This window comes from Aquaspirillum soli (assembly GCF_054781915.1).
The window spans coordinates 75,314-94,651 of record NZ_BAAGTM010000002.1; the positions used below are offsets into that span (position 1 = coordinate 75,314).

Below are 19,338 nucleotides of genomic sequence, written 5' to 3' on the forward strand. Positions count from 1 at the left end.
CAAATAAATAGGGGCGCACGGGATTGCGCCCCTATCTGTTTTTGCTATTTAGAGACGGAAGCGCGCGACTAATCCCTTCAACTCATCACCACGCTGGGTTAAGACATGGATGGTTTCAAGTGCTTGTTGCAAGCTGGCATCGGTTTGTTGTGCCATGACATTCACCTGATCGGCGCTATTGGCCATTAAATTAGTAGCTACGCTTTGCTCTGCGGTTGAAGACGTGATTTCCTCCATGCGTGAGGAAATTTCCTCAGTGTTGCTCTTAATTTGTTCCACTTTTGCAGCGGCGTTGCGTGATAGTGAAACACCTGATGAAACCTTATCACTGGTGGCTTGGGTATGGGTAATTGCTTCACTGGTGCAGCGAATCACCGTATCAATCATGCCGGCAATTTGGATGGTGGCGCTGGCGGTGCGCTCGGCCAATTTACGCACCTCATCTGCCACCACAGCAAAGCCACGGCCTGAATCACCCGCGCGTGCGGCCTCAATCGCAGCATTCAGGGCCAACAAATTGGTTTGATCGGCGATATCGTGAATCACATTCACAATGCCTTTAATTTGCTCCGATTGACCAGACAAATCGCCCATCACATGATGTAACGATGAGACTGCGTCGAGAATTGACTGCACTTCGCGTTCGACTTCGGCCATCGCGTGATAGCTTTCCACCGAGTGATGATGATTTTGTGAAACCAATTTCTCGGTTTCACCGACATGATCGGCGATATGGTTGATACTGACGGTGATTTCTTCGATGGTGGCGGCGGTGGCAGATAATTCACGCGACTGAATCCGTGAATCTTCGGCGATACGTTCAGCCACATGGTTTAGCTGTACGGCATCGCCTGCCAATGCTTCAGACTCTTCTCGTACGGTAAGAAACATCTCGCGTAGTTTGGCAACAAACTGATTAAATGCTTCGGCAATCTGTCCCACTTCATCATGACGATGAACTGGCAATTGTTTGGTTAAATCACCCTGTCCGCTAGCCACTTGTTGCATTGCACGATGTAGCGCACCCAAACCCGACAACATTTTAGCAATACCGGCGTAAGCAAGGATGGTCGCCAACACTAAGCCAAGTACCGCAAGGCCAATCATTACCAACACCAGTTGTTTCACTGGTGCCATTGCTGCTGCTTTTGGGACCACCACGCCGAGTACCCATGTTGTTTTAGGAATGGCGTAAAAAGCGGTCATGGCATGGTCGCCATTCAGATTCAATTCTTGAATCACCCCCGCTTTGTTAATCATATTGAGGTCGAAACCAGCCACCACCTCAGTGATTTTTTTCAGCGTTGCGTCTTTATTGGGGTGGGCAATGATCTCACCGGTGGCGGTCATTAAAAAAGCGTAGCCTTCGCCTGGCAACTTCGCGGCAGTCACTTCTTCAACCACTCGTGCCAACGTGACATCGCCCCCCGCCACAGCCACTAACTGACCATTTTCTTTACGTGCTTGGGCGAAGGTGATAATCGGGCGTTTGGTGGCAGCATCGATATACGGGGCGGTGGCGATAGGATCGTTGGTTTCTTTTGCCGCAACATACCAAGGCCGCCCAGTGGGGTCGTAACCGGGAGGAACAGGAACAGCTTGGCTAAATTGCGTCATGGTTTTATCGGGTTGGCCAATATAGACATCATCAAACCCCCCAGCTTGCTTGGCTTGATCTAAAATTGGCTTGAGTTCGCCTGTGCCAAAGCGCGGCAAAATGGAACTGACAATTTTTTGCCGACTGTCTACCCATTCACTGACAAAACTGACCTTGCCCTCGGCTGCCATGGTGATTTGATTGTGAATTTCTTGTTCCACCGCATCGCTCATCTTCCAATAAGCCACAGCACAGAACAGAATCGATAAACAGGTCAGCACTAATAAAACAAAAGCCATCAGTCGTGCGCGTAATGACATGATCGGTATCTTCCTTGGTGAGAGGTGGCGCTAGTTAGGCGAGCACCACCCTGCATTATTTTGTGTAGGTATAAACAACCCCAGTTATCGACAGATTGTGCTTTTTTATTATTTTTATTTTTTATCTGCGGTAAATACTTAGTCGATATTACTTTATCACATACTTGATTTTTTGCTACCAGCAATGGCTAGAATGGTGATTCTTGTTGTGATAGCACCACTGTCTTGATGATGTTTTCCCCCGACCTATCCACGATGTCCCTACTTTGGTCGCACACTGAATAGAAGCTTGTTGTACAGTGAGGAATACGCATCACGCAATTTTTGCTGTGGTTTGGTGATGCGATAAAAATAATTTTTCGAGGAGGCGGGACGATGCAAGACATGCTTAACTCATTCTTTGCTTTAGAAGGCACACAGTTCCAAAGTTTGCCCTTGTTCTTAACCAGCTTAGGCATCGGCCTGTTATTGGGAATTGAACGGGAACGGGTGAGCAACACCCCCGCTGGCATTCGAACTTTTATGCTGACCAGCTTTTTTGCCACCGCTTTGGGCTTGGTGGGGCAACTGTCTGGCTTGAACTGGCTGGGCGCGGCGGGGTTCTTTGTGTTGGCGATGGTGGTGAATCGCGGGTTGGGTGGGGCTGGTGGCGGACATGTCACCACACAGATCGCGCTGTTGGTTACCTATGCCCTCGGTTTGTTGGTGTGGTTTGAGTTGACCGATTTAGCCGTGGCGCTGGCGATTATTGCAACTTTAGTGCTGTATCTGAAACCAGAATTGGTGCATGTCAGCCAACGTTTATCACGGCCTGATTTGCTGTCTTTGCTGCAATTTGCCGCCGTTTCACTGATTATTTTGCCGATTTTACCGGATAGAGGCTTTGGCCCCTATCAAGCCCTTAACCCATATAACATCTGGTTGATGGTGGTGTTAATCGCTGGTGTAGGCTGGGCTGGTTATGTTGCCGTGATGATTATTGGCGAAAAAGCGGGTGCGGCATTATTAGGTTTTTTGGGGGGCTTAGTTTCGAGCACGGCAACCAGCATGACCTATGCCCGTGAAGTGAAAGCCAATCCTGCCAGTTTAGCGTTTTCAGCAACCGTGATTTTGCTGGCAAATTTGGTGCTGTTTCTGCGTTTAATCGGGATTGCCGCTGTCTTGTCGCCTTCTTTGGTGATGACTTTATCGCCAGTGATGTTGGCCGGTTTTATCAGCGGTATCTTATATGTATTGGTGTATCGCTTTCGCGCTGCCAAAGAACCTGCTGGCACCGGCATGGAACTGCGTAATCCAACAGAAATGCGTACTGCCCTGATTTTTGGTGCAATTTATGCAGCAGTGATGTTCTTCTCGGCGTGGTTATCAGATCTATTTGGTAATAGTGGGCTGTATTTAGTGGCATTGGTGTCTGGGATTAGCGATTTAGACGCGATTGCCTTGTCATCACTCAATATGTTCAACGCGGGTAAGTTGGTGCCAGAGCAAGTGGTGATGGTAGTGTGTTTGGCGATTATGGCGAACTCGGCGTTTAAGTTTGGCTTGATTGTGTCATTGGGCGGTAAAGAGTTGGCCAAAGTTTGCGCGCCGATGTTCCTGATTGCCGTGGGTGCCATGTTTATCACCGCGTTTGTGTGGGCCTAGTCGATTCGCTTTCGCTACACAAAAACCTTGCCTGATAGCCAATATCAATAGACTATTTTGCCTGTCGCTATGATACCCGAGTGCTTTACTCGGGTATTGCCTGCGGCTATACTGTTACCACTCTTGATGCCAATAAGCAGACGAATTCAATGACTTCTATTTCTCCTTCTTCGACCGCCATTCCTGATGTCCAAAGCTCTCCTGATACGCGCAATCTTGCGATCAATAAAGTAGGGATTAAATCACTACGCCATCCAGTGAAAGTCGCCGACCGCAGTGGTGGGGTACAACATACTGTCGGTATGTTCAATATGTATGTGTTTTTGCCGCATCATTTCAAAGGCACGCATATGTCACGTTTCGTGGAAATTTTGAATCAACACGAACGTGAAATCTCTGTCGAATCGTTTGAAACCATCGTTCGCGAAATGGTGGAGCGTTTAGAAGCCGAATCGGGCTATCTTGAAATGACCTTCCCTTATTTCGTCAATAAAACGGCACCAGTCTCGGGCGTGCAAAGTTTGCTCGACTATGAAGTGACTTTTGTCGGTGAAATCCGTGATGGCGAATATCGTTTCTCGATGAAAGTCTTGGTGCCTGTGACCAGTTTGTGCCCATGCTCTAAGAAAATCTCGGCTTATGGTGCCCATAATCAACGCTCGCATATCACCATCACCGCCCGCACCGCTGGCCATGTGTGGATTGAAGAGATGATTGATATTGCCGAAAAACAAGCCTCGTGTGAGTTGTATGGTTTGTTAAAACGGCCAGATGAGAAATATGTCACCGAACGTGCCTACGACAATCCTAAATTTGTCGAAGATTTGGTGCGTGATGTAGCCGCAGCGGTACAAGCGCATCCGCAAGTGGTGGCATATGTGGTGGAATCAGAAAACTTCGAATCTATCCACAATCATTCTGCTTATGCCTTAATTGAGCATAATTTTAATTGAGTTATGCCTAGCTTGACTGATTAGCCTCGCGGCGCATGGTCTTGCCCTGCGCTTGAATCTTGCATTGCACAAGCGGATAATCCGCCACTGTCCGTCACGGTGGCGGATTTTTTATGTCTTACTCATGATGTCTTCACTTCTATAGACCCGCCTACTCATGGATATCAGTCACTATCTGCTGATTCTCGTCAGCACTGTTCTGGTGAACAATGTCGTCTTAGTCAGAATTCTTGGCCTATGCCCATTTATGGGTGTCTCAAAGAAACTCGAAGCGGCGCTTGGTATGGGAGCCGCCACGACTTTTGTTCTCACCTTGGCTGCGGGGTCGAGCCATCTTATCAATCAATTATTGGTGGCTTTTGAGCTGGAGTATTTACGCACTTTGTCTTTTATTTTGGTGATTGCTGGCATTGTGCAATTTACCGAGATGGTGATTCATAAAACCAGCCCCGTGTTATATCAAGTGCTGGGTATCTATCTGCCCCTGATTACCACCAACTGTGCCGTATTAGGGGTGCCACTGTTGAATGTGCAAGAACAACATACGTTTGCCGAGGCCTTAGTATTTGGTGCGGGCAGTGCTTTGGGTTTTTCTTTGATTTTGATTTTATTTGCTGCAATGCGGGAGCGATTGGAAGGGGCTGACGTGCCAACGCCATTTAGAGGGGCGGCGATTGCCTTTGTCACCGCTGGTTTAATGAGTTTGGCCTTTATGGGGTTTGGAGGCTTGGTGAAATGACAGCCATCTTACTTGCCCTCGCTGTGATGGCTATTTTGGCGGTGGTGCTCGGCGGTATTTTGGGCTTTGCCTCGGTACGATTCAAGGTTGAAGGCGATCCGCTGGTAGAAAAAATTGATGCCGTATTGCCGCAAACCCAATGTGGTCAATGTGGCCATCCGGGATGCCGTCCTTATGCCGAGGCAATCGCCCACGGTGAAGATGACATCAACAAATGTCCACCCGGGGGTGAGGAAGGCATCCGTAAGCTTGCCGAATTGCTTGGAGTCGAGTTTAAGCCGTTTGACGAGGGTGCCGCTCAGCCAAAACCTAAGTCGGTTGCTGTCATCGATGAAAATACCTGTATTGGCTGTACCTTGTGCATTCAGGCCTGTCCGGTAGATGCTATCGTTGGTTCGGCAAAACAAATGCACACCATTATTGCCAGTGAATGCACCGGCTGTGAACTCTGTCTGGCCCCCTGTCCTGTCGATTGCATTCATATCGTGCCCGTTGGCACTACCGTGAAAAATTGGAAGTGGCGTTATCCTGTGTTTGCCTTAAAGCTGGTTCGTCCCTCTGCCACGACAGAAAGCTCGTCTTGATGAAATTGTATGATTTTCATGGCGGCATCCATCCGCCCGAGTATAAACACCTGTCCAATCAAACTGCTATCCGCCAGCTCCCGCTGCCGCCGACCTTGGTGGTGCCGCTGAGTCAGCATATCGGTAACCCCGCCAAACCCATCGTCAATGTTGGCGAAAAGGTGTTAGCTGGCCAAACCCTCGCCAAGGCTGATGGTCATGTCTCGGCCGCTATTCATGCGCCCACCTCGGGGACTGTGGTTGAGATTGCCATGCGGCCCTTTGCCCATCCTTCTGGTCTACCCGATTTGGCGATCGTGATTGAGTCAGATGGACAACAACAATGGATAGAAAAACAACCGCTTGATTGGCAACACGCCGACACAGCTCAGTTCAAACAGCATTTGCAAACAATGGGGGTGGTCGGTTTAGGCGGTGCAGTGTTCCCTACACACTTAAAAGTCGGCGATAAATTACAACATCTGGTGATTAACGGCGCCGAATGTGAGCCATTTATTACCTGTGATGATTTGCTGATGCGTGAACGTGCTGCTGACATCGTGGCGGGTGTCGATATTCTGCGGCAACGCTTACAGGCAGAACAAACCTTAATCGGGGTGGAAGACAATAAACCCGAGGCGATTCGTGCCTTACAACAAGCCTGTGCTGGGTTGCCGATTGAGGTGGCGGTTGTGCCGACTAAATACCCAAGTGGGGGGGCAAAACAACTGATTCGCCTGTTAACTGGCAAAGAAGTCCCACACGGAATGCGCTCAACTGATTTGGGTGTGCAATGTTTTAATGTCGCCACTGCCTATACCGTATGGCGGGCGGTGGTGTTGGGTGAACCGGTGGTATCGCGTATTGTGACTTTAACCGGTGCCGTTAAACAGGCTGGTAATGTAGAAGCCTTGATTGGTACGCCGTTAGCGTGGTTGTTGCAACAAGCCGAACCTACCCTCACCGGCCAATATGGTGTGGTGATGGGAGGGCCAATGATGGGCTTTGAATTGCCCGATTTACAAGCCAGCCTGACCAAAGCCAGTAACTGTTTGATTGTCAAAGACCCTGCGCTATTTCCACCACGGCCAGCCGCCTTGCCTTGTATTCGTTGTGGCGCGTGTGCCGAGGCATGTCCGGCACAGCTGCAACCGATGGATTTATATTGGTTTGCGAAAGCAAAAAATCTTGGCGCTGCGCAAGAAAATGCCTTGTTTGACTGTATTGAATGTGGGGCGTGCAGTTATGTGTGCCCAAGTCAGATTCCTTTGGTCGATTATTACCGTTTTGCCAAGAGTGAAATTTGGGCGGCAGAGCGCGAGAAAAAAGCCGCTGATTTGGCGCGTACACGGCATGAATTCCGCCAATTCCGTTTAGAGCGTGATAAGGCAGAAAAAGCAGCGCGCTTAGCTGCGAAAACCGCAACGCCACCGCCCACAGCGGCACCGCAAGCGTTGGATGACAGTAAACGCGCAGCGATTGAAGCGGCGATGAAACGTGCTGCTGAGAAAAAAGCGCAAAACACCGATGCACCGCCGGAAGCCAAGCCGAAAATGGATGACGACGCGAAAAAAGCCGCGATTCAAGCGGCAATGGAACGCGCTGCAGCCAGAAAAGCGGCAAAAGAAAACGGCGAAGCAGTGCCGGTAGTCGAAACACCAGCGGCAAAACCAGCGATGGACGATGCCAAAAAAGCTGCGATTCAGGCGGCAATGGAACGGGCGGCAGCAAGAAAGGCAGCAAAAGAAAACGGTGAAGCAGCGCCGGCAGTCGAAACACCAGCGGCAAAACCAGCGATGGACGATGCCAAAAAAGCTGCGATTCAAGCGGCGATGGAGCGCGCTGCAGCCAGAAAAGCGGCAAAAGAAAACGGCGAAGCAGTGCCGGTAGTCGAAGCACCAGCGGCAAAACCAGCGATGGATGAGGAGAAAAAAGCCGCGATTCAGGCGGCGATGGCGCGTGCTGCGGCGCGTAAAGCACAACAAGCGGCCGAGAAAGGAGACCCAACATGATGGCATCCTCGCCCCATTTTTTCCGACTCACCAGCGTCAGCCGCATCATGCTCACCGTGTTAGCTGCATTGCTGCCCGGCACCGCTGTGGCCGTGTGGCTATTTGGCTGTGCGGTATTGCTGCAGATCGCCTTAGCAACCACAACAGCATTAGCTGCGGAAGCATTGGTTTTGCGCTGGCGCGGTTTGCCGGTTCGCCCCTATCTCGCTGATGGTTCTGCTGTGGTGACGGCATGGTTAATTGCGTTGGCATTTCCACCGCTTGGCGTGTGGTGGCTGGTTGTCGTGGGAACGCTATTTGCGATTGTAGTGGCCAAGCATTTATATGGTGGGTTGGGCAATAATCCTTTTAACCCTGCGATGGTAGCGTATGCCCTGATGATTGTGTCGTTTCCGGCGCAGATGTCGCAATGGGCGGCACCGTTGTTATCGCTGGATAGTCTGCAACAACTGCAATGGGTTTTCTGGCGTGAATTGCCAACTGGCATGGCGTTAGATGCCATCAGCAGTGCCACGCCTTTGGATTATCTCAAAACACAGCTGATGAACGGGCAAACTGTGCCTCAACTGTTGGCTGATTCCACCCATTTTTCGGTGTTAGCGGGAGTGGGCGTTGAATGGCTGGCGGTGGCGTGGTTGCTCGGTGGGCTGTTTTTATTGCAACAACGGATTATGACGTGGCATGCACCGGTGGCGTTATTGCTGGCAGTCGCCGCGCTGTCGGGTGTGATGCATCTCATAGATCCTCTGCGCTATGCGCCACCTGTGGTTCATCTGTTCAGCGGGGCCACCATGTTTGCAGCGTGGTTTATTGTGACCGATCCGGTGTCAGGCTCGACCACACCGAAAGGTAAACTGATTTTTGCCGCTGGGGTTGGCATCTTGCTGTATGTGATTCGAGTGTGGGGCAGTTTTCCTGATGGTGTGGCCTTTGCGGTATTGATTATGAATATTGCAGTGCCGTTTATCGACCGCTATACCCGTCCCCCTGTTTTTGGCCAACAACATAAAAAAATTACCACCAAGGCGGCGAAATCATGAAAACCGCTTTAACACAAGCCCGTCGCAGTGCGCTGACTCTCCTTGCTTTTGCTGTGGTGGCCAGCGCTATTTTAGCCTCAACCTATTGGCTGACCCGCGACACGGTATTAGCCAATGAATACGCTGCTAAGCTGGCTTTGCTCCAGCAAGTGTTGCCTAGCGATTACGATAACCAACCACTGTCAGATACGGTAGCCTTGTCGCCGGTTGAGGCCAAACGTTTGGGACATGACCAGCCTGCCGTCATTCATCTGGCACGTCGTCAGGGGCAAGTGGTGGCGTATGCTTTTGAAACCGTTGCGCCTAATGGCTATAGCGGCAAAATCCGTTTGTTATTGGGCGTGGATGCCCAAGGTCAATTACTGGGTGTGCGCGTGGTGAGCCATAAAGAAACCCCCGGCTTGGGTGATTACATCGATTTGGCGAAAAGTGATTGGGCTCAGCAATTCACTGGCCAAAGCTGGCAGGGCCCTGCGGCAGCGGTTGGCTATTGGAAGGTCAAAAAAGATGGTGGCGCGTTTGACTATATGACAGGCGCGACAATCAGTGCCCGTGCGGTGACCAGCTGTGTGGGCCGTGCGGTGGCATGGTTGGACGAATGGAAACAAAAGGCGAATCGATGAGCAGCGTCTATCGTGAAATTGCCCACAATGGGCTGTGGAAACAAAATGCTGGCTTGGCGCAATTATTAGGGCTGTGTCCGGTGTTGGCGGTCAGTTCAACCGTGGTCAATGGCCTCGGTTTAGGGCTGGCCACGACGTTGGTGACTGCTCTGTCGGGGGCCGCAGTGGCAGCGGTGCGGCATTTAGTGCCGAATGAAATTCGCAATCCGGTGTTTATCCTCATCATTGCTGCATTGGTGACGGTGGTAGATCTGTCGATGAATGCGTGGGCCCACGATTTGTATAACGTGCTGGGTATTTTTATTCCTTTGATTGTGACCAACTGCATTGTGCTGGCGCGAGCAGAGGCATTTGCCTCGAAACATCCCGTCCGTGAAGCCGCGTGGGATGGTTTGATGATGGGCTTGGGGTTGACGGGGGTATTGATCGCCTTGGGTGCGCTGCGTGAAGTCTGTGGCCGAGGGACGTTATTTGCTGGGTTGGATATGCTGTTTGGCCCTGCGGCAAAAACGTGGGTGTGGCATCTGGTACCGGCAGAGTGGAACTATCAGTTTTTATTGGCCTTGTTACCACCGGGGGCGTTTTTGGGCTTGGCGTTGTTAATTGCAGGCAAAAACCTTTTAGACGAACGGGCACGACAACGTGCTTTGCGGCAAAAAACTGTCACACAAGAAGTCTCGGCATGAAACCAAGTGTTCGTGAACAGATTTTTCTGCGCTTCCAACACGCTAATCCCAATCCCAAACCCGAATTAGCGTTTGCCAATCCGTTTCAATTACTGATTGCGGTGATTTTGTCAGCGCAAGCGACGGATATCAGCGTCAATAAAGCGACTGCCAAATTGTTTGCTGATGCAGCGACACCCGAGGCGATATTGGCGTTGGGTGAGGCTGGTTTAATACCTTATATTCAACAAATTGGCCTCTATCGCAATAAAGCGAAACATATCATTGCCACCTGCCAACGCTTGTTAGAACAACACCAAGGCCAAGTCCCCTCCGAACGTGCAGCCCTAGAAGCCTTACCGGGCGTTGGGCGCAAAACAGCCAATGTGGTATTGAATATCGCCTTTGGCCAACCCACCATTGCAGTCGATACCCATTTGTTTCGAGTCAGTAATCGGACGGGTTTAGCCCCCGGTAACACGGTTCGAGCGGTGGAAGATAATTTACTTGCAGTGGTACCAGAACGCTTTAAGCTAGATATCCACCATTGGTTGATTTTACATGGTCGCTATATTTGTAAGGCACGTAAGCCCGATTGTCAGCATTGTTTGATTGCTGATTTATGCGAATATCCTGATAAAAACTAAGTGATGCCTTGGTCTAGCGAAGATAGACCCTGCTGATAAGGACACAATCATGCTTATTTCTCCATCTTTCCCGCGTGTCGCTATCGTAACGGCATTGGCCGTGGCCTTAACCGGTTGTGATCGTATCCAACAGTATTTTAATCAACCCGCCCAAACCCCACCGGTGACCACCCAACAAGCTGGGGCACCCGTCGGGATGTTGGTGGCTGATTTTTCACAATTAGTCGAGCGTGAAGGGCCGGCTGTGGTCAATATCACGGCCAATAACCGCGAAGAACAAGACGAGGAAAATACCTCGCCGTTCCCTTTCCCGATTCCAGAAGACGATCCCTTCTTTGAGTTTTTCAAGCGATTTATGCCACCCGGTCAAGGCGGTGGCCGCAGCGCACCGACCGAGCGCGAAGCGATGTCGTATGGCTCTGGTTTTATTCTATCCACCGATGGTTTCATTATGACCAACGCCCATGTGGTGGCAGGGGCGAGTCAAATTCAGGTCAAGATGGCAGACAAACGCGAGTTCTCCGCCAAACTGATTGGGATGGATAAGCGCACGGATGTTGCCGTTTTAAAAATCGAAGCCACACAATTGCCTGCAGTGAAAATTGGCCAAGCCTCGCAATTAAAAGTCGGCGAGTGGGTGGCGGCGATTGGCGCGCCGTTTGGGTTTGATAACACGGTTACCGCCGGTATCGTTTCTGCCAAGGGACGCAATTTGCCGGATGATACCTATGTCCAGTTTATTCAAACCGATGTCGCCATTAACCCGGGTAACTCCGGTGGCCCGCTGTTTAACCTCAAAGGCGAGGTAGTGGGGATAAACTCACAGATTTACAGCCGTTCCGGTGGCTTTATGGGGATTTCCTTCTCCATTCCGATTGATGTCGCGATGCAAGTCGCTGAACAACTCAAGAAAAACGGTAAGGTCAGCCGTGGTCAGTTAGGTGTGCATATTCAAGAATTATCGCTCGATTTAGCCCAATCGTTTGGTCGTAAAACAGCAGAAGGTGCGTTGGTGGTCAATGTTGAACCCAATAGCCCTGCGGCAAGTGCTGGTTTGCAAATTGGCGATATTGTGTTGACGGTAGATGGCGAAGCGGTGGCGAGTTCGCGTGATTTGCCGTTGTTAATTGGTGGGCGGCAGCCGGGTACCAAAGTGAAATTGGGGCTGTGGCGTAAAGGGCAGGCTTTAGAAGTCGAGGTGACGTTGGCCGAGTTAAAACCTGATGCCGTCTCGACGCCAAGCAAAGAAGAACCGCCAAAAAATAATAAAACCAGTTTCCCCTCGTTAGGTCTGACGGTTGCCGAATTAAGCACAGCGCAACGGCAACAGCTGGCGATTAAGGGGGGTGTGTTGGTGGAAAATGTGCGCGGATTGGCGGCAAAATCTGGTTTAATGCATGGTGATATTATTATCGCGGTCAATCAGCATGAAATTGCTGACGCCAAATCGCTAGAAAAATTATTGAATGAAAGCGGTGACAGTGCTGCACTCTTGGTGCGGCGGATGGATAACACGCTGTTTATTCCGTTGCGCTTAAAAGAGTGACAGTCAAAACAAAAAACAAAGGAGAAACTTTAGATGGACTTTTTAACCACTGATCTGTGCGACGAGTACAGCGACACCTTACAAGTCGCCACCCCGATGTTTCAATCGTATGGGGGACATACGCGCTTTTGTGGCGAGATTCAAACGGTCAAAGTGTTTGAAGACAACTCGTTGGTACGCGAAGCCTTGGCCCAACCCGGCCACGGTAAAGTGTTAGTGGTCGATGGCGGTGGTTCGCTGCGTTGTGCCTTGGTCGGCGATCAAATCGGCGAATTGGCCGTGAAGAATGGCTGGGCTGGCATTATCGTCTATGGGTGTATTCGTGATTCTGTGGCGATTAACGCCTTGCCGATTGGGGTGCGGGCGTTGAATACCCATCCATTAAAATCGGTGAAAAAGGGCGCTGGCGATCATCAACTGGTCGTGACCTTTGCAGGTGTGACGTTCCGTCCCGGACAGATCGTCTATGTCGATGAAGACGGTGTGATTGTTTCGCCTAAACCTTTACTGTAATTGATTGCGTTGTGCGGTGGCGGTGGCCACCGCCGCTATTGAAAGCTCGTCATGCCACAAACCAAGTTTTTATTGCCTGAATCGGATATCCCCACCCACTGGTACAACATCGTTGCCGATATGCCCAATGCCCCTGCGCCGGTGTTAGGGCCAGATGGCCAGCCGATTGGCCCTGATGCCTTGTCGGTGATTTTTCCCGATAACATCATTGAACAAGAAATCTCGACCGAGCGTTGGATTCCTATTCCGGAAGAAGTGCGCGAGATTTACCAACAATGGCGGCCTTCTCCGCTATTCCGTGCCCATCGTTTAGAACAGGCACTCGGTACCCCAGCGCGGATTTACTACAAATATGAAGGCATCAGTGCTGCTGGCTCACATAAGCTCAACTCGGCGGTGGCACAAGCTTGGTATAACCGCGAGGCGGGGATTCGCCGCATGACCACTGAAACCGGTGCCGGTCAATGGGGAACCTCGTTGGCACTCGCTGGCCAAATGTTTGGTATTGATGTGCGGGTGTATATGGTGAAGGTCAGCTATCAGCAAAAACCTTTCCGCCGCTCGATGATGCAAACATGGGGGGCCGAGGTCTTAGCCAGCCCAACCGATTTGACCGCTGCCGGTCGTGATGCGCTTGCCGCCGACCCGAACAACCCCGGCTCATTAGGATTGGCGATTGCCGAAGCGGTGGAAGAAGCCGCCAGCCGCAAAGACACCACCTATGGTTTAGGGTCTGTGCTGAATCATGTGTTGTTACATCAAACTGTGATTGGTCTGGAGGCGAAGAAACAATTTGAACTTGCCGGCGACTATCCTGATGTGATCTTTGCGCCATGTGGTGGCGGCTCGAATTTTGGTGGCGTTGCCTTCCCGTTCTTGGCAGATAAAGCGGCTGGCAAAAACGTCCGTTTAGTCGCCGTCGAATCGTCTTCATGCCCAAGCTTAACCCGTGGCCATTACGCTTACGATTTTGGTGATAGCGCCGGTTTAACCCCGTTGATGAAGCAATACACCCTCGGCCATGATTTTATGCCACCTTCGATTCATGCCGGTGGTTTGCGTTATCACGGTGCTTCAAGCTTGGTTAGCCAGCTTTACAACGAAGGCTTGGTCGAAGCAGTGGCCGTGCCGCAGTTGGCAACCTTTGAAGCAGGTGTCACGTTTGCCCGTGCCGAAGGGATTGTGCCTGCGCCAGAATCATGCCATGGCATTCGTGCGGCGATTGATGAGGCCTTGCGTTGTAAAGAAAGCGGCGAACCCAAGGTGATTTTCTTTAATTTATCGGGTCATGGTCATTTTGATATGGCAAGTTACGATAAATACTTTGCAGGTGAACTGGAAGACTATGTCTATCCAGAAGAAGCCATCCGCGCTGCGTTGGCCCGTTTGCCTAGCTTTGCCTAAATAACAAGGATTGATGAGACATGGCATCTATTACGCTCGATGGTCAGGCTTTTCCTGTTGCCAATATCTTTTGCATTGGCCGTAACTATGCGGCCCATGTGGCAGAGTTGGGCAATGTGGTGGAAGAAGAACCGCTGGTGTTCCTCAAACCCACCTCGGCCTTAATTGACGAAAACCACCCCATCACCCTGCCGGCCTATTCACAAGATGTGCATCATGAATGTGAACTGGTGTTGTATATCGGCAAAGGGGGGCGGCATATCGCAGAGCAAGACGCCTTGTCTCATATCGCTGGTTATGGCATTGGCTTAGACCTCACTGCCCGTGATGTGCAAAGTGAACTCAAGAAAAAAGGCCAGCCGTGGACCAAAGCCAAAGGTTTCCCCTCGGCAGCCTGTGTGTCTGAGTTTGTGCCAGCAACGCGAGTGAACGACCCGCAACAACTCAGTTTCTCTCTCGCGGTCAATGGCGAAGTCCGTCAGCGCGGTAACACCAAATTGATGTTGTTCTCGGTGGCTAAAATTGTTCACCATCTATCAACGCTATATGGTTTATCCGAAGGCGATGTGATTTTCACCGGCACCCCCGAAGGGGTCTCGCGCTTACAGGCGGGCGATCACTTATATTTGGTGTTGGACAATCTGATTGATGTGCGGTTTGAGGTGCAGGCATGACCGCCGACGCTGCATTAAGCAAGGTTCGGATTGATAAATGGCTGTGGGCGGCGCGTTTTTATAAAACGCGCGGTCTGGCACAAGAGGCGATTGAGGCGGGTCATGTCCGGCTCAATGGCGAACGTGCTAAGCCAGCCAAAACCCTTAAAGTCGGTGACCAGATTCTCCTAAAGTTGAATCAGCTGGAATATCACTTGACGGTGCTGGCGTTGTCCGAACGACGTGGTTCGGCAACGCTTGCACAACAGCTGTATCAAGAATCGGCAGCCAGCCTTGCTGCACGCGAGCAACGACAATTAGAACTAAAAGCCTTATATGCTGGCAGCGATTTAGGACAAAACCGCCCGACTAAAAAAGATCGACGCGAACTCGACCGTTTCCGCTCTGGTGGGTGGTAAGGTGGCATTGTCGCCAGCCACCGCTGCGGCGGTGTTTTACTTTTTTTATTTTTCCATTGTGGGTGTGATTTCGCCCTATTTCGGCCCTTATCTTAAAAGTTTAGGGTTTTCTTCGTGGTCAGTGGCGGTGTTACTGGCGCTTTCCCCCTTGTCGCGGCTGGGGCCGCCGGTGTTATGGGGGCTGTTAGCAGACCGCACGGGTCAAGGCCGCCAGTTGATACAACTGGCCAGCGTGCTGTCCCTGTTGGGATTCTTATTTGCACTGTGGCGGCAAGATTTCTGGTTTATGTTTCTCGGCTTGGCTGTAATGCAGATCTTTTGGGCGGCGGCGTTACCGTTAATGGAGGCGATCACCCTGCATCATGTCGGCGCACGTTATGGACAAATTCGCGTGTGGGGCTCGATTGGTTTTGTGGTGGCGAGCCTCTCTGCCGCAGCGGTCATTGAGTGGTTTGGTTTATCTGTGGTGCCGTGGGTGATTTTGGCGATGTTGTTCGCCTTAGCGGCGGTCAGTGTCTTGGTGCCGCCGTGGGTGAAAACATCGCATACCGCCGATATCCCTTTACGCCCTATTTCCAGTTTTTTCCGCCAACGGTCTATTATCTGGCTGTTTGTTTGCTTCTTTTTAATGGCCTTTGCGCATGGCCCCTATTACAGCTTTTATTCAATCGGTTTAGCTGAACAGGGCTATTCCCCGTTGCAAATTGGTGGCCTGTGGAATTTGGGGGTGATGGCGGAAATTGCTCTATTTTGGTGGGTGACACATCTGAATCAACGCTATGACAGCCTTGATTTACTGCGGGTGAGTTTATTGATTGCCGCATTGCGTTTTACCTGTATTGCGCTGTGGCCGCAGTTGGGATGGTTGATGGCGTTGATGCAGTTGGGCCATGCGTTTACCTTTGCTTTGCATCATCAAGCGGCGTTGGCGCTGATTCATCGCTATTTCCCTGCTTACGCTCAAGGTCGGGCACAGGGGCTGTATATCATGGTGTCGTTTGGCTTGGGGGGCAGTTTGGGTGGATTGGTGGCAGGGGCGATGTGGGAATGGCAAGGGATGTTGAGTGCGTTTTTGCCTGCGGCGGGTGCGGCGGGTGTGGCGTATGGGTTGGCCTGTTATGCTATCCAGCGTGGTACAGAATCGGTGAAGAATTAGATGCTATTTGATAAACCTTATGTGATTGTCGATTTAGAAGCGACTGGTGGTGATTTGCTGCGCGACCGAGTGACGGAAATTGCCATTATTGAAATGCAAGGGGCCGTTGAACGAGATCGTTGGTCTAGCTTGGTCAATCCACAACAAGCGATTCCTCCTTTTGTGCAAGAAATCACCGGTATTCGCAATGAAATGGTGTCACAAGCACCGATTTTCGCCGAACTTGCCGATGAAATTTATACGCGGCTTCAGGGGCGCGTGTTGGTGGCGCACAATGCCCGTTTTGATTATGGTTTTTTAAAAAATGAATTCCGTCGTTTAGATCGTCGTTTTCAAACCTCAACCTTATGTACGGTCAAACTGTCGCAACGGCTGTATCCCGATGAAGGGAAACATAATCTTGATGCTTTAATCCAACGCCACGCTTTACCTGTGCATGAACGACATCGGGCATTAGGCGATGCTGAAAGCCTACAAGCTTTTATTCGTTTTCTGCTGCAACAACACAGCCCCGACACCCTACAACGTGAGATTCAAGCACTTAAACGGCGCACGGCATTGCCGGCGGGTATCGATGCTGACGTGGTGGATGCTTTACCAGAACAGGCTGGGGTGTATGTCTTTTATGGTGCGGGTGATGCGTTGCTCTATGTCGGCAAGAGCATTAACTTGCGGGCGCGAGTATTAGAGCATTTTTATGCGGCTAATCGAAATAGCAAAGAAATGAAATTGGCACAGCAGGTGTGTCGTATTGAATGGCAAGAAACTTTGGGTGAATTTGGCGCTTTGCTGTTAGAGGCACAGTGGATTAAACAAAAACAACCGTTGCTTAACCGTATGGGGCGAGGTGAGGCGGGGAGCTACTCGATTGAACTGGTGGCTGATAGCGATGGCTTTTATCAAGCAAAAATAGTGGCCACGCAGGATGTATTCAGCCAGAACACCACCCCGTTATATGGCTTATTTCGCCATCCACGCGAGGCAAAAAGGGTGTTGCAGACTATTGCTGAACAACATGGTTTATGCCAGCGCCGTTTGGGGGTGGAACAGGTGACCAGTAAACAGCAAGGGCCTTGTTTTGCTTTTCAAGTGCGTCGCTGTCGTGGTGCTTGTGTTGGGCGTGAGCAACCTGCCGCATTTAACCAACGGCTAGTCACTGCGCTGGCGCGGTTGAAACTGGAAAACTGGCCATTTCCACAACCGATTGCTGTGGTTGAGCAAGACCCGCTGTCTGGGAAAACGCTGCATCATGTGATTGACCAATGGTGTTACCTCGGCACCGCCGAACAGGGTTTGCTATCACACCCTAAAACATTCGATGCCGACATCTATCGCTTATTGCGCAAACAACTCAAAACCCCTTTCGATCACACGCGGGTTGTACCGTTTGCACAAGCAACAACAGGCGGTTAATGCGCGTTTTCCCGTGTGCCCTTACTCTGCGGCTTTACCGCTGCTCATGATGGCACGGTTTTTACCGGCGCGCTTTGCTTCATACATGGCTGCATCAGCATGAGACAAGATGTCGGTGTTGCTGCGACCATGTTTAGGAATACAGGCCACGCCAATACTGGCGCCTAATAGACAGGTGATGTTGTTGTTGAAGCGCATCGGTTTTGAAATGGCATCAATAATCTGATTGGCCCACATCAAAGCGCCTTCTTCGGTGGTGATGTTGTTGAGCAAGACCACAAACTCATCGCCTCCCAAGCGGCCAACAAAATGACTGGCGCCGATGACCTGTTGCAAGCGGCTGGCGACTTCTTTTAAAGCAAAATCGCCCACTTCGTGGCCATAGCGGTCGTTAATCGGTTTGAAACCATCGAGGTCAATAAACAATAAAGCCGCTTCGGTGTAAGGGTTAGCCACGGCTTGGCTTAACACCTCGCCAAGACGGGCACGGTTTGGCAGTCCAGTTAGGGCGTCGTGATGGGCTAAAAATTCAATCCGTTTGCGGGCTTCTTCTTCAATCGAAATATCTCGCACCACGCCAATAAACAGATTTTTACCCGGGCGTTCAACTTCGGTGACCGCAAGGTGCATTGGAAACACCGAGCCATCTCGCCGTTGTCCTTTGACTTTGCGGCCTGTGCCGATAATGCGTGGGGTTTTTTCGTGGTTGTAACGGGCAAGGTAGCCGTCATGCTCATCACGAAATGGCGAAGGCATCAACATTTTGACATTCTGCCCAATGACTTCTTCGGCGGTATAGCCAAAGATCTGTTGTGCAGCTTTGTTGTACGACTTCACAATACCTGCATCGTCAATCGCCAATACGCCTTCATACATATTGTCGAGAATACCGAACAAACTGCCTTGAATGGTGGCGATGCGCTGCATCGAACGCATCCGTGCTTCTAAGACATTTAAATCCATCGGTTTCACTAAATAATCATCTGCACCAGCGGTAAACCCCTCGATGATTTCATTGTTACCAGTCAAGCTGGTCATAATAATCAGCGGTACCCACTTCTCCCCGCCCATTTTCTTGATCTGTCGCGTTGCTTCAATCCCATCCATCACCGGCATCACCACATCCATTAACACCAAGTCAGGTGGTGAAGCCTGATACGCCTTCACTGCTTCCAAGCCATTTGCCACATGGGTGACATGGTAACCCATGCTTTCTAGTACATTTTGTACATGTTTTGCGATAGAAATAGAGTCTTCAGCATATAAGATTTTCATAATTTGATGATTTTTCTGAGAGATGAATGGGTAGATGGCTTAACAAGGATGATAGAAATATCAAACGACTACGACAATTGCTGAAAACCTGTAGCATATAAAACAAAAATGTGTTTTTGATAAACAAATCGCCGATTTTTTGCGATTTAATACCTG

Annotated in this window: 18 protein-coding genes; 16 read left to right on the forward strand and 2 right to left on the reverse strand. The window is 50.5% G+C overall.

The features are described from left to right. Positions 1 to 48 precede the first annotated feature (48 nt). A complete protein-coding gene (locus ACYVJG_RS02370) occupies positions 49 to 1,917 on the reverse strand; it encodes a methyl-accepting chemotaxis protein (RefSeq protein ID WP_460429596.1) in 1,869 nt (622 codons plus the stop codon). A gap of 375 nt (positions 1,918 to 2,292) precedes the next feature. Between ACYVJG_RS02370 and ACYVJG_RS02375 the strand changes: the two genes are divergently transcribed. The 16 genes from ACYVJG_RS02375 (at position 2,293) to ACYVJG_RS02450 (ending at position 17,907) form a co-directional block, all read left to right on the forward strand. Beyond that, positions 2,293 to 3,561 (forward strand): MgtC/SapB family protein, encoded by a 1,269-nt coding sequence (locus tag ACYVJG_RS02375; protein WP_022654708.1) that lies wholly within the window; start codon positions 2,293 to 2,295, stop codon positions 3,559 to 3,561. A gap of 149 nt (positions 3,562 to 3,710) precedes the next feature. Then, positions 3,711 to 4,514 carry a GTP cyclohydrolase FolE2 gene (folE2, locus tag ACYVJG_RS02380; protein WP_460429597.1) on the forward strand — a complete coding sequence of 268 codons (804 nt, stop codon included), beginning with the start codon at positions 3,711 to 3,713 and terminating at the stop codon, positions 4,512 to 4,514. A gap of 157 nt (positions 4,515 to 4,671) precedes the next feature. After that, entirely contained in the window at positions 4,672 to 5,253 is a 582-nt protein-coding gene (rsxA, locus tag ACYVJG_RS02385; RefSeq protein ID WP_022654711.1) for an electron transport complex subunit RsxA, read from the forward strand. Then, complete coding sequence (rsxB, locus tag ACYVJG_RS02390) at positions 5,250 to 5,837, forward strand: electron transport complex subunit RsxB (protein WP_460429598.1); 588 nt, start codon at positions 5,250 to 5,252, stop codon at positions 5,835 to 5,837. The genes rsxA and rsxB overlap by 4 nt, the downstream gene beginning before the upstream one ends. Then, positions 5,837 to 7,828 (forward strand): electron transport complex subunit RsxC, encoded by a 1,992-nt coding sequence (rsxC, locus tag ACYVJG_RS02395; RefSeq protein WP_460429599.1) that lies wholly within the window; start codon positions 5,837 to 5,839, stop codon positions 7,826 to 7,828. The genes rsxB and rsxC overlap by 1 nt, the downstream gene beginning before the upstream one ends. Continuing rightward, positions 7,825 to 8,868: an RnfABCDGE type electron transport complex subunit D gene (locus ACYVJG_RS02400; protein WP_460429600.1), complete on the forward strand. Its 1,044-nt coding sequence runs from the start codon at positions 7,825 to 7,827 to the stop codon at positions 8,866 to 8,868. The genes rsxC and ACYVJG_RS02400 overlap by 4 nt, the downstream gene beginning before the upstream one ends. Further along, positions 8,865 to 9,491, forward strand: coding sequence for an electron transport complex subunit RsxG (rsxG, locus tag ACYVJG_RS02405; protein WP_460429601.1), 627 nt, complete (start codon positions 8,865 to 8,867; stop codon positions 9,489 to 9,491). Before ACYVJG_RS02400 ends, rsxG begins: the two co-directional genes overlap by 4 nt. Further along, positions 9,488 to 10,177 (forward strand): electron transport complex subunit E, encoded by a 690-nt coding sequence (locus tag ACYVJG_RS02410; protein ID WP_460429602.1) that lies wholly within the window; start codon positions 9,488 to 9,490, stop codon positions 10,175 to 10,177. Before rsxG ends, ACYVJG_RS02410 begins: the two co-directional genes overlap by 4 nt. After that, a complete protein-coding gene (gene nth, locus ACYVJG_RS02415; protein WP_460429603.1) occupies positions 10,174 to 10,803 on the forward strand; it encodes an endonuclease III in 630 nt (209 codons plus the stop codon). Before ACYVJG_RS02410 ends, nth begins: the two co-directional genes overlap by 4 nt. A 49-nt stretch (positions 10,804 to 10,852) precedes the next feature. Then, complete coding sequence (locus tag ACYVJG_RS02420) at positions 10,853 to 12,349, forward strand: DegQ family serine endoprotease (RefSeq protein WP_460429604.1); 1,497 nt, start codon at positions 10,853 to 10,855, stop codon at positions 12,347 to 12,349. A gap of 33 nt (positions 12,350 to 12,382) precedes the next feature. Beyond that, positions 12,383 to 12,862, forward strand: coding sequence for a ribonuclease E activity regulator RraA (gene rraA / locus ACYVJG_RS02425; RefSeq protein ID WP_460429605.1), 480 nt, complete (start codon positions 12,383 to 12,385; stop codon positions 12,860 to 12,862). 51 nt (positions 12,863 to 12,913) lie between these two features. After that, positions 12,914 to 14,266, forward strand: a complete 1,353-nt coding sequence (locus tag ACYVJG_RS02430) for a TrpB-like pyridoxal phosphate-dependent enzyme (RefSeq protein ID WP_460429606.1) — start codon at positions 12,914 to 12,916, stop codon at positions 14,264 to 14,266. A gap of 20 nt (positions 14,267 to 14,286) precedes the next feature. Beyond that, positions 14,287 to 14,940 (forward strand): fumarylacetoacetate hydrolase family protein, encoded by a 654-nt coding sequence (locus ACYVJG_RS02435; protein ID WP_460429607.1) that lies wholly within the window; start codon positions 14,287 to 14,289, stop codon positions 14,938 to 14,940. Then, positions 14,937 to 15,338 (forward strand): RNA-binding S4 domain-containing protein, encoded by a 402-nt coding sequence (locus ACYVJG_RS02440; RefSeq protein WP_022654611.1) that lies wholly within the window; start codon positions 14,937 to 14,939, stop codon positions 15,336 to 15,338. The genes ACYVJG_RS02435 and ACYVJG_RS02440 overlap by 4 nt, the downstream gene beginning before the upstream one ends. Position 15,339: 1 nt before the next feature. Further along, the gene (locus ACYVJG_RS02445; protein WP_460429608.1) at positions 15,340 to 16,494 is read left to right on the forward strand and encodes an MFS transporter; all 1,155 of its coding nucleotides are present in this window, start codon (positions 15,340 to 15,342) and stop codon (positions 16,492 to 16,494) included. Continuing rightward, complete coding sequence (locus tag ACYVJG_RS02450; RefSeq protein ID WP_460429609.1) at positions 16,495 to 17,907, forward strand: exonuclease domain-containing protein; 1,413 nt, start codon at positions 16,495 to 16,497, stop codon at positions 17,905 to 17,907. It abuts the gene before it with no gap. A gap of 21 nt (positions 17,908 to 17,928) precedes the next feature. On the opposite strand, the gene ACYVJG_RS02455 is transcribed toward ACYVJG_RS02450, so the two are convergent. Beyond that, on the reverse strand, positions 17,929 to 19,182 hold the full coding sequence (locus ACYVJG_RS02455) for a two-component system response regulator (RefSeq protein WP_460429610.1): 1,254 nt from the start codon (positions 19,180 to 19,182) through the stop codon (positions 17,929 to 17,931). Between the last annotated feature and the right edge of the window lie 156 nt (positions 19,183 to 19,338).

Coding starts and splice junctions, on each gene's coding strand:
- ACYVJG_RS02440 (WP_022654611.1), top strand. CDS start 14,937: ATGACCGCCGACGCTGCATTAAGCAAGGTTCGGATTGATAAATGGCTG.
- rsxA (WP_022654711.1), top strand. CDS start 4,672: ATGGATATCAGTCACTATCTGCTGATTCTCGTCAGCACTGTTCTGGTG.
- ACYVJG_RS02450 (WP_460429609.1), top strand. CDS start 16,495: ATGCTATTTGATAAACCTTATGTGATTGTCGATTTAGAAGCGACTGGT.
- ACYVJG_RS02400 (WP_460429600.1), top strand. CDS start 7,825: ATGATGGCATCCTCGCCCCATTTTTTCCGACTCACCAGCGTCAGCCGC.
- ACYVJG_RS02370 (WP_460429596.1), bottom strand. CDS start 1,917: ATGTCATTACGCGCACGACTGATGGCTTTTGTTTTATTAGTGCTGACC.
- rsxC (WP_460429599.1), top strand. CDS start 5,837: ATGAAATTGTATGATTTTCATGGCGGCATCCATCCGCCCGAGTATAAA.
- rsxB (WP_460429598.1), top strand. CDS start 5,250: ATGACAGCCATCTTACTTGCCCTCGCTGTGATGGCTATTTTGGCGGTG.
- ACYVJG_RS02430 (WP_460429606.1), top strand. CDS start 12,914: ATGCCACAAACCAAGTTTTTATTGCCTGAATCGGATATCCCCACCCAC.
- rraA (WP_460429605.1), top strand. CDS start 12,383: ATGGACTTTTTAACCACTGATCTGTGCGACGAGTACAGCGACACCTTA.
- ACYVJG_RS02420 (WP_460429604.1), top strand. CDS start 10,853: ATGCTTATTTCTCCATCTTTCCCGCGTGTCGCTATCGTAACGGCATTG.
- rsxG (WP_460429601.1), top strand. CDS start 8,865: ATGAAAACCGCTTTAACACAAGCCCGTCGCAGTGCGCTGACTCTCCTT.
- ACYVJG_RS02435 (WP_460429607.1), top strand. CDS start 14,287: ATGGCATCTATTACGCTCGATGGTCAGGCTTTTCCTGTTGCCAATATC.
- nth (WP_460429603.1), top strand. CDS start 10,174: ATGAAACCAAGTGTTCGTGAACAGATTTTTCTGCGCTTCCAACACGCT.
- ACYVJG_RS02455 (WP_460429610.1), bottom strand. CDS start 19,182: ATGAAAATCTTATATGCTGAAGACTCTATTTCTATCGCAAAACATGTA.
- ACYVJG_RS02410 (WP_460429602.1), top strand. CDS start 9,488: ATGAGCAGCGTCTATCGTGAAATTGCCCACAATGGGCTGTGGAAACAA.
- ACYVJG_RS02375 (WP_022654708.1), top strand. CDS start 2,293: ATGCAAGACATGCTTAACTCATTCTTTGCTTTAGAAGGCACACAGTTC.
- folE2 (WP_460429597.1), top strand. CDS start 3,711: ATGACTTCTATTTCTCCTTCTTCGACCGCCATTCCTGATGTCCAAAGC.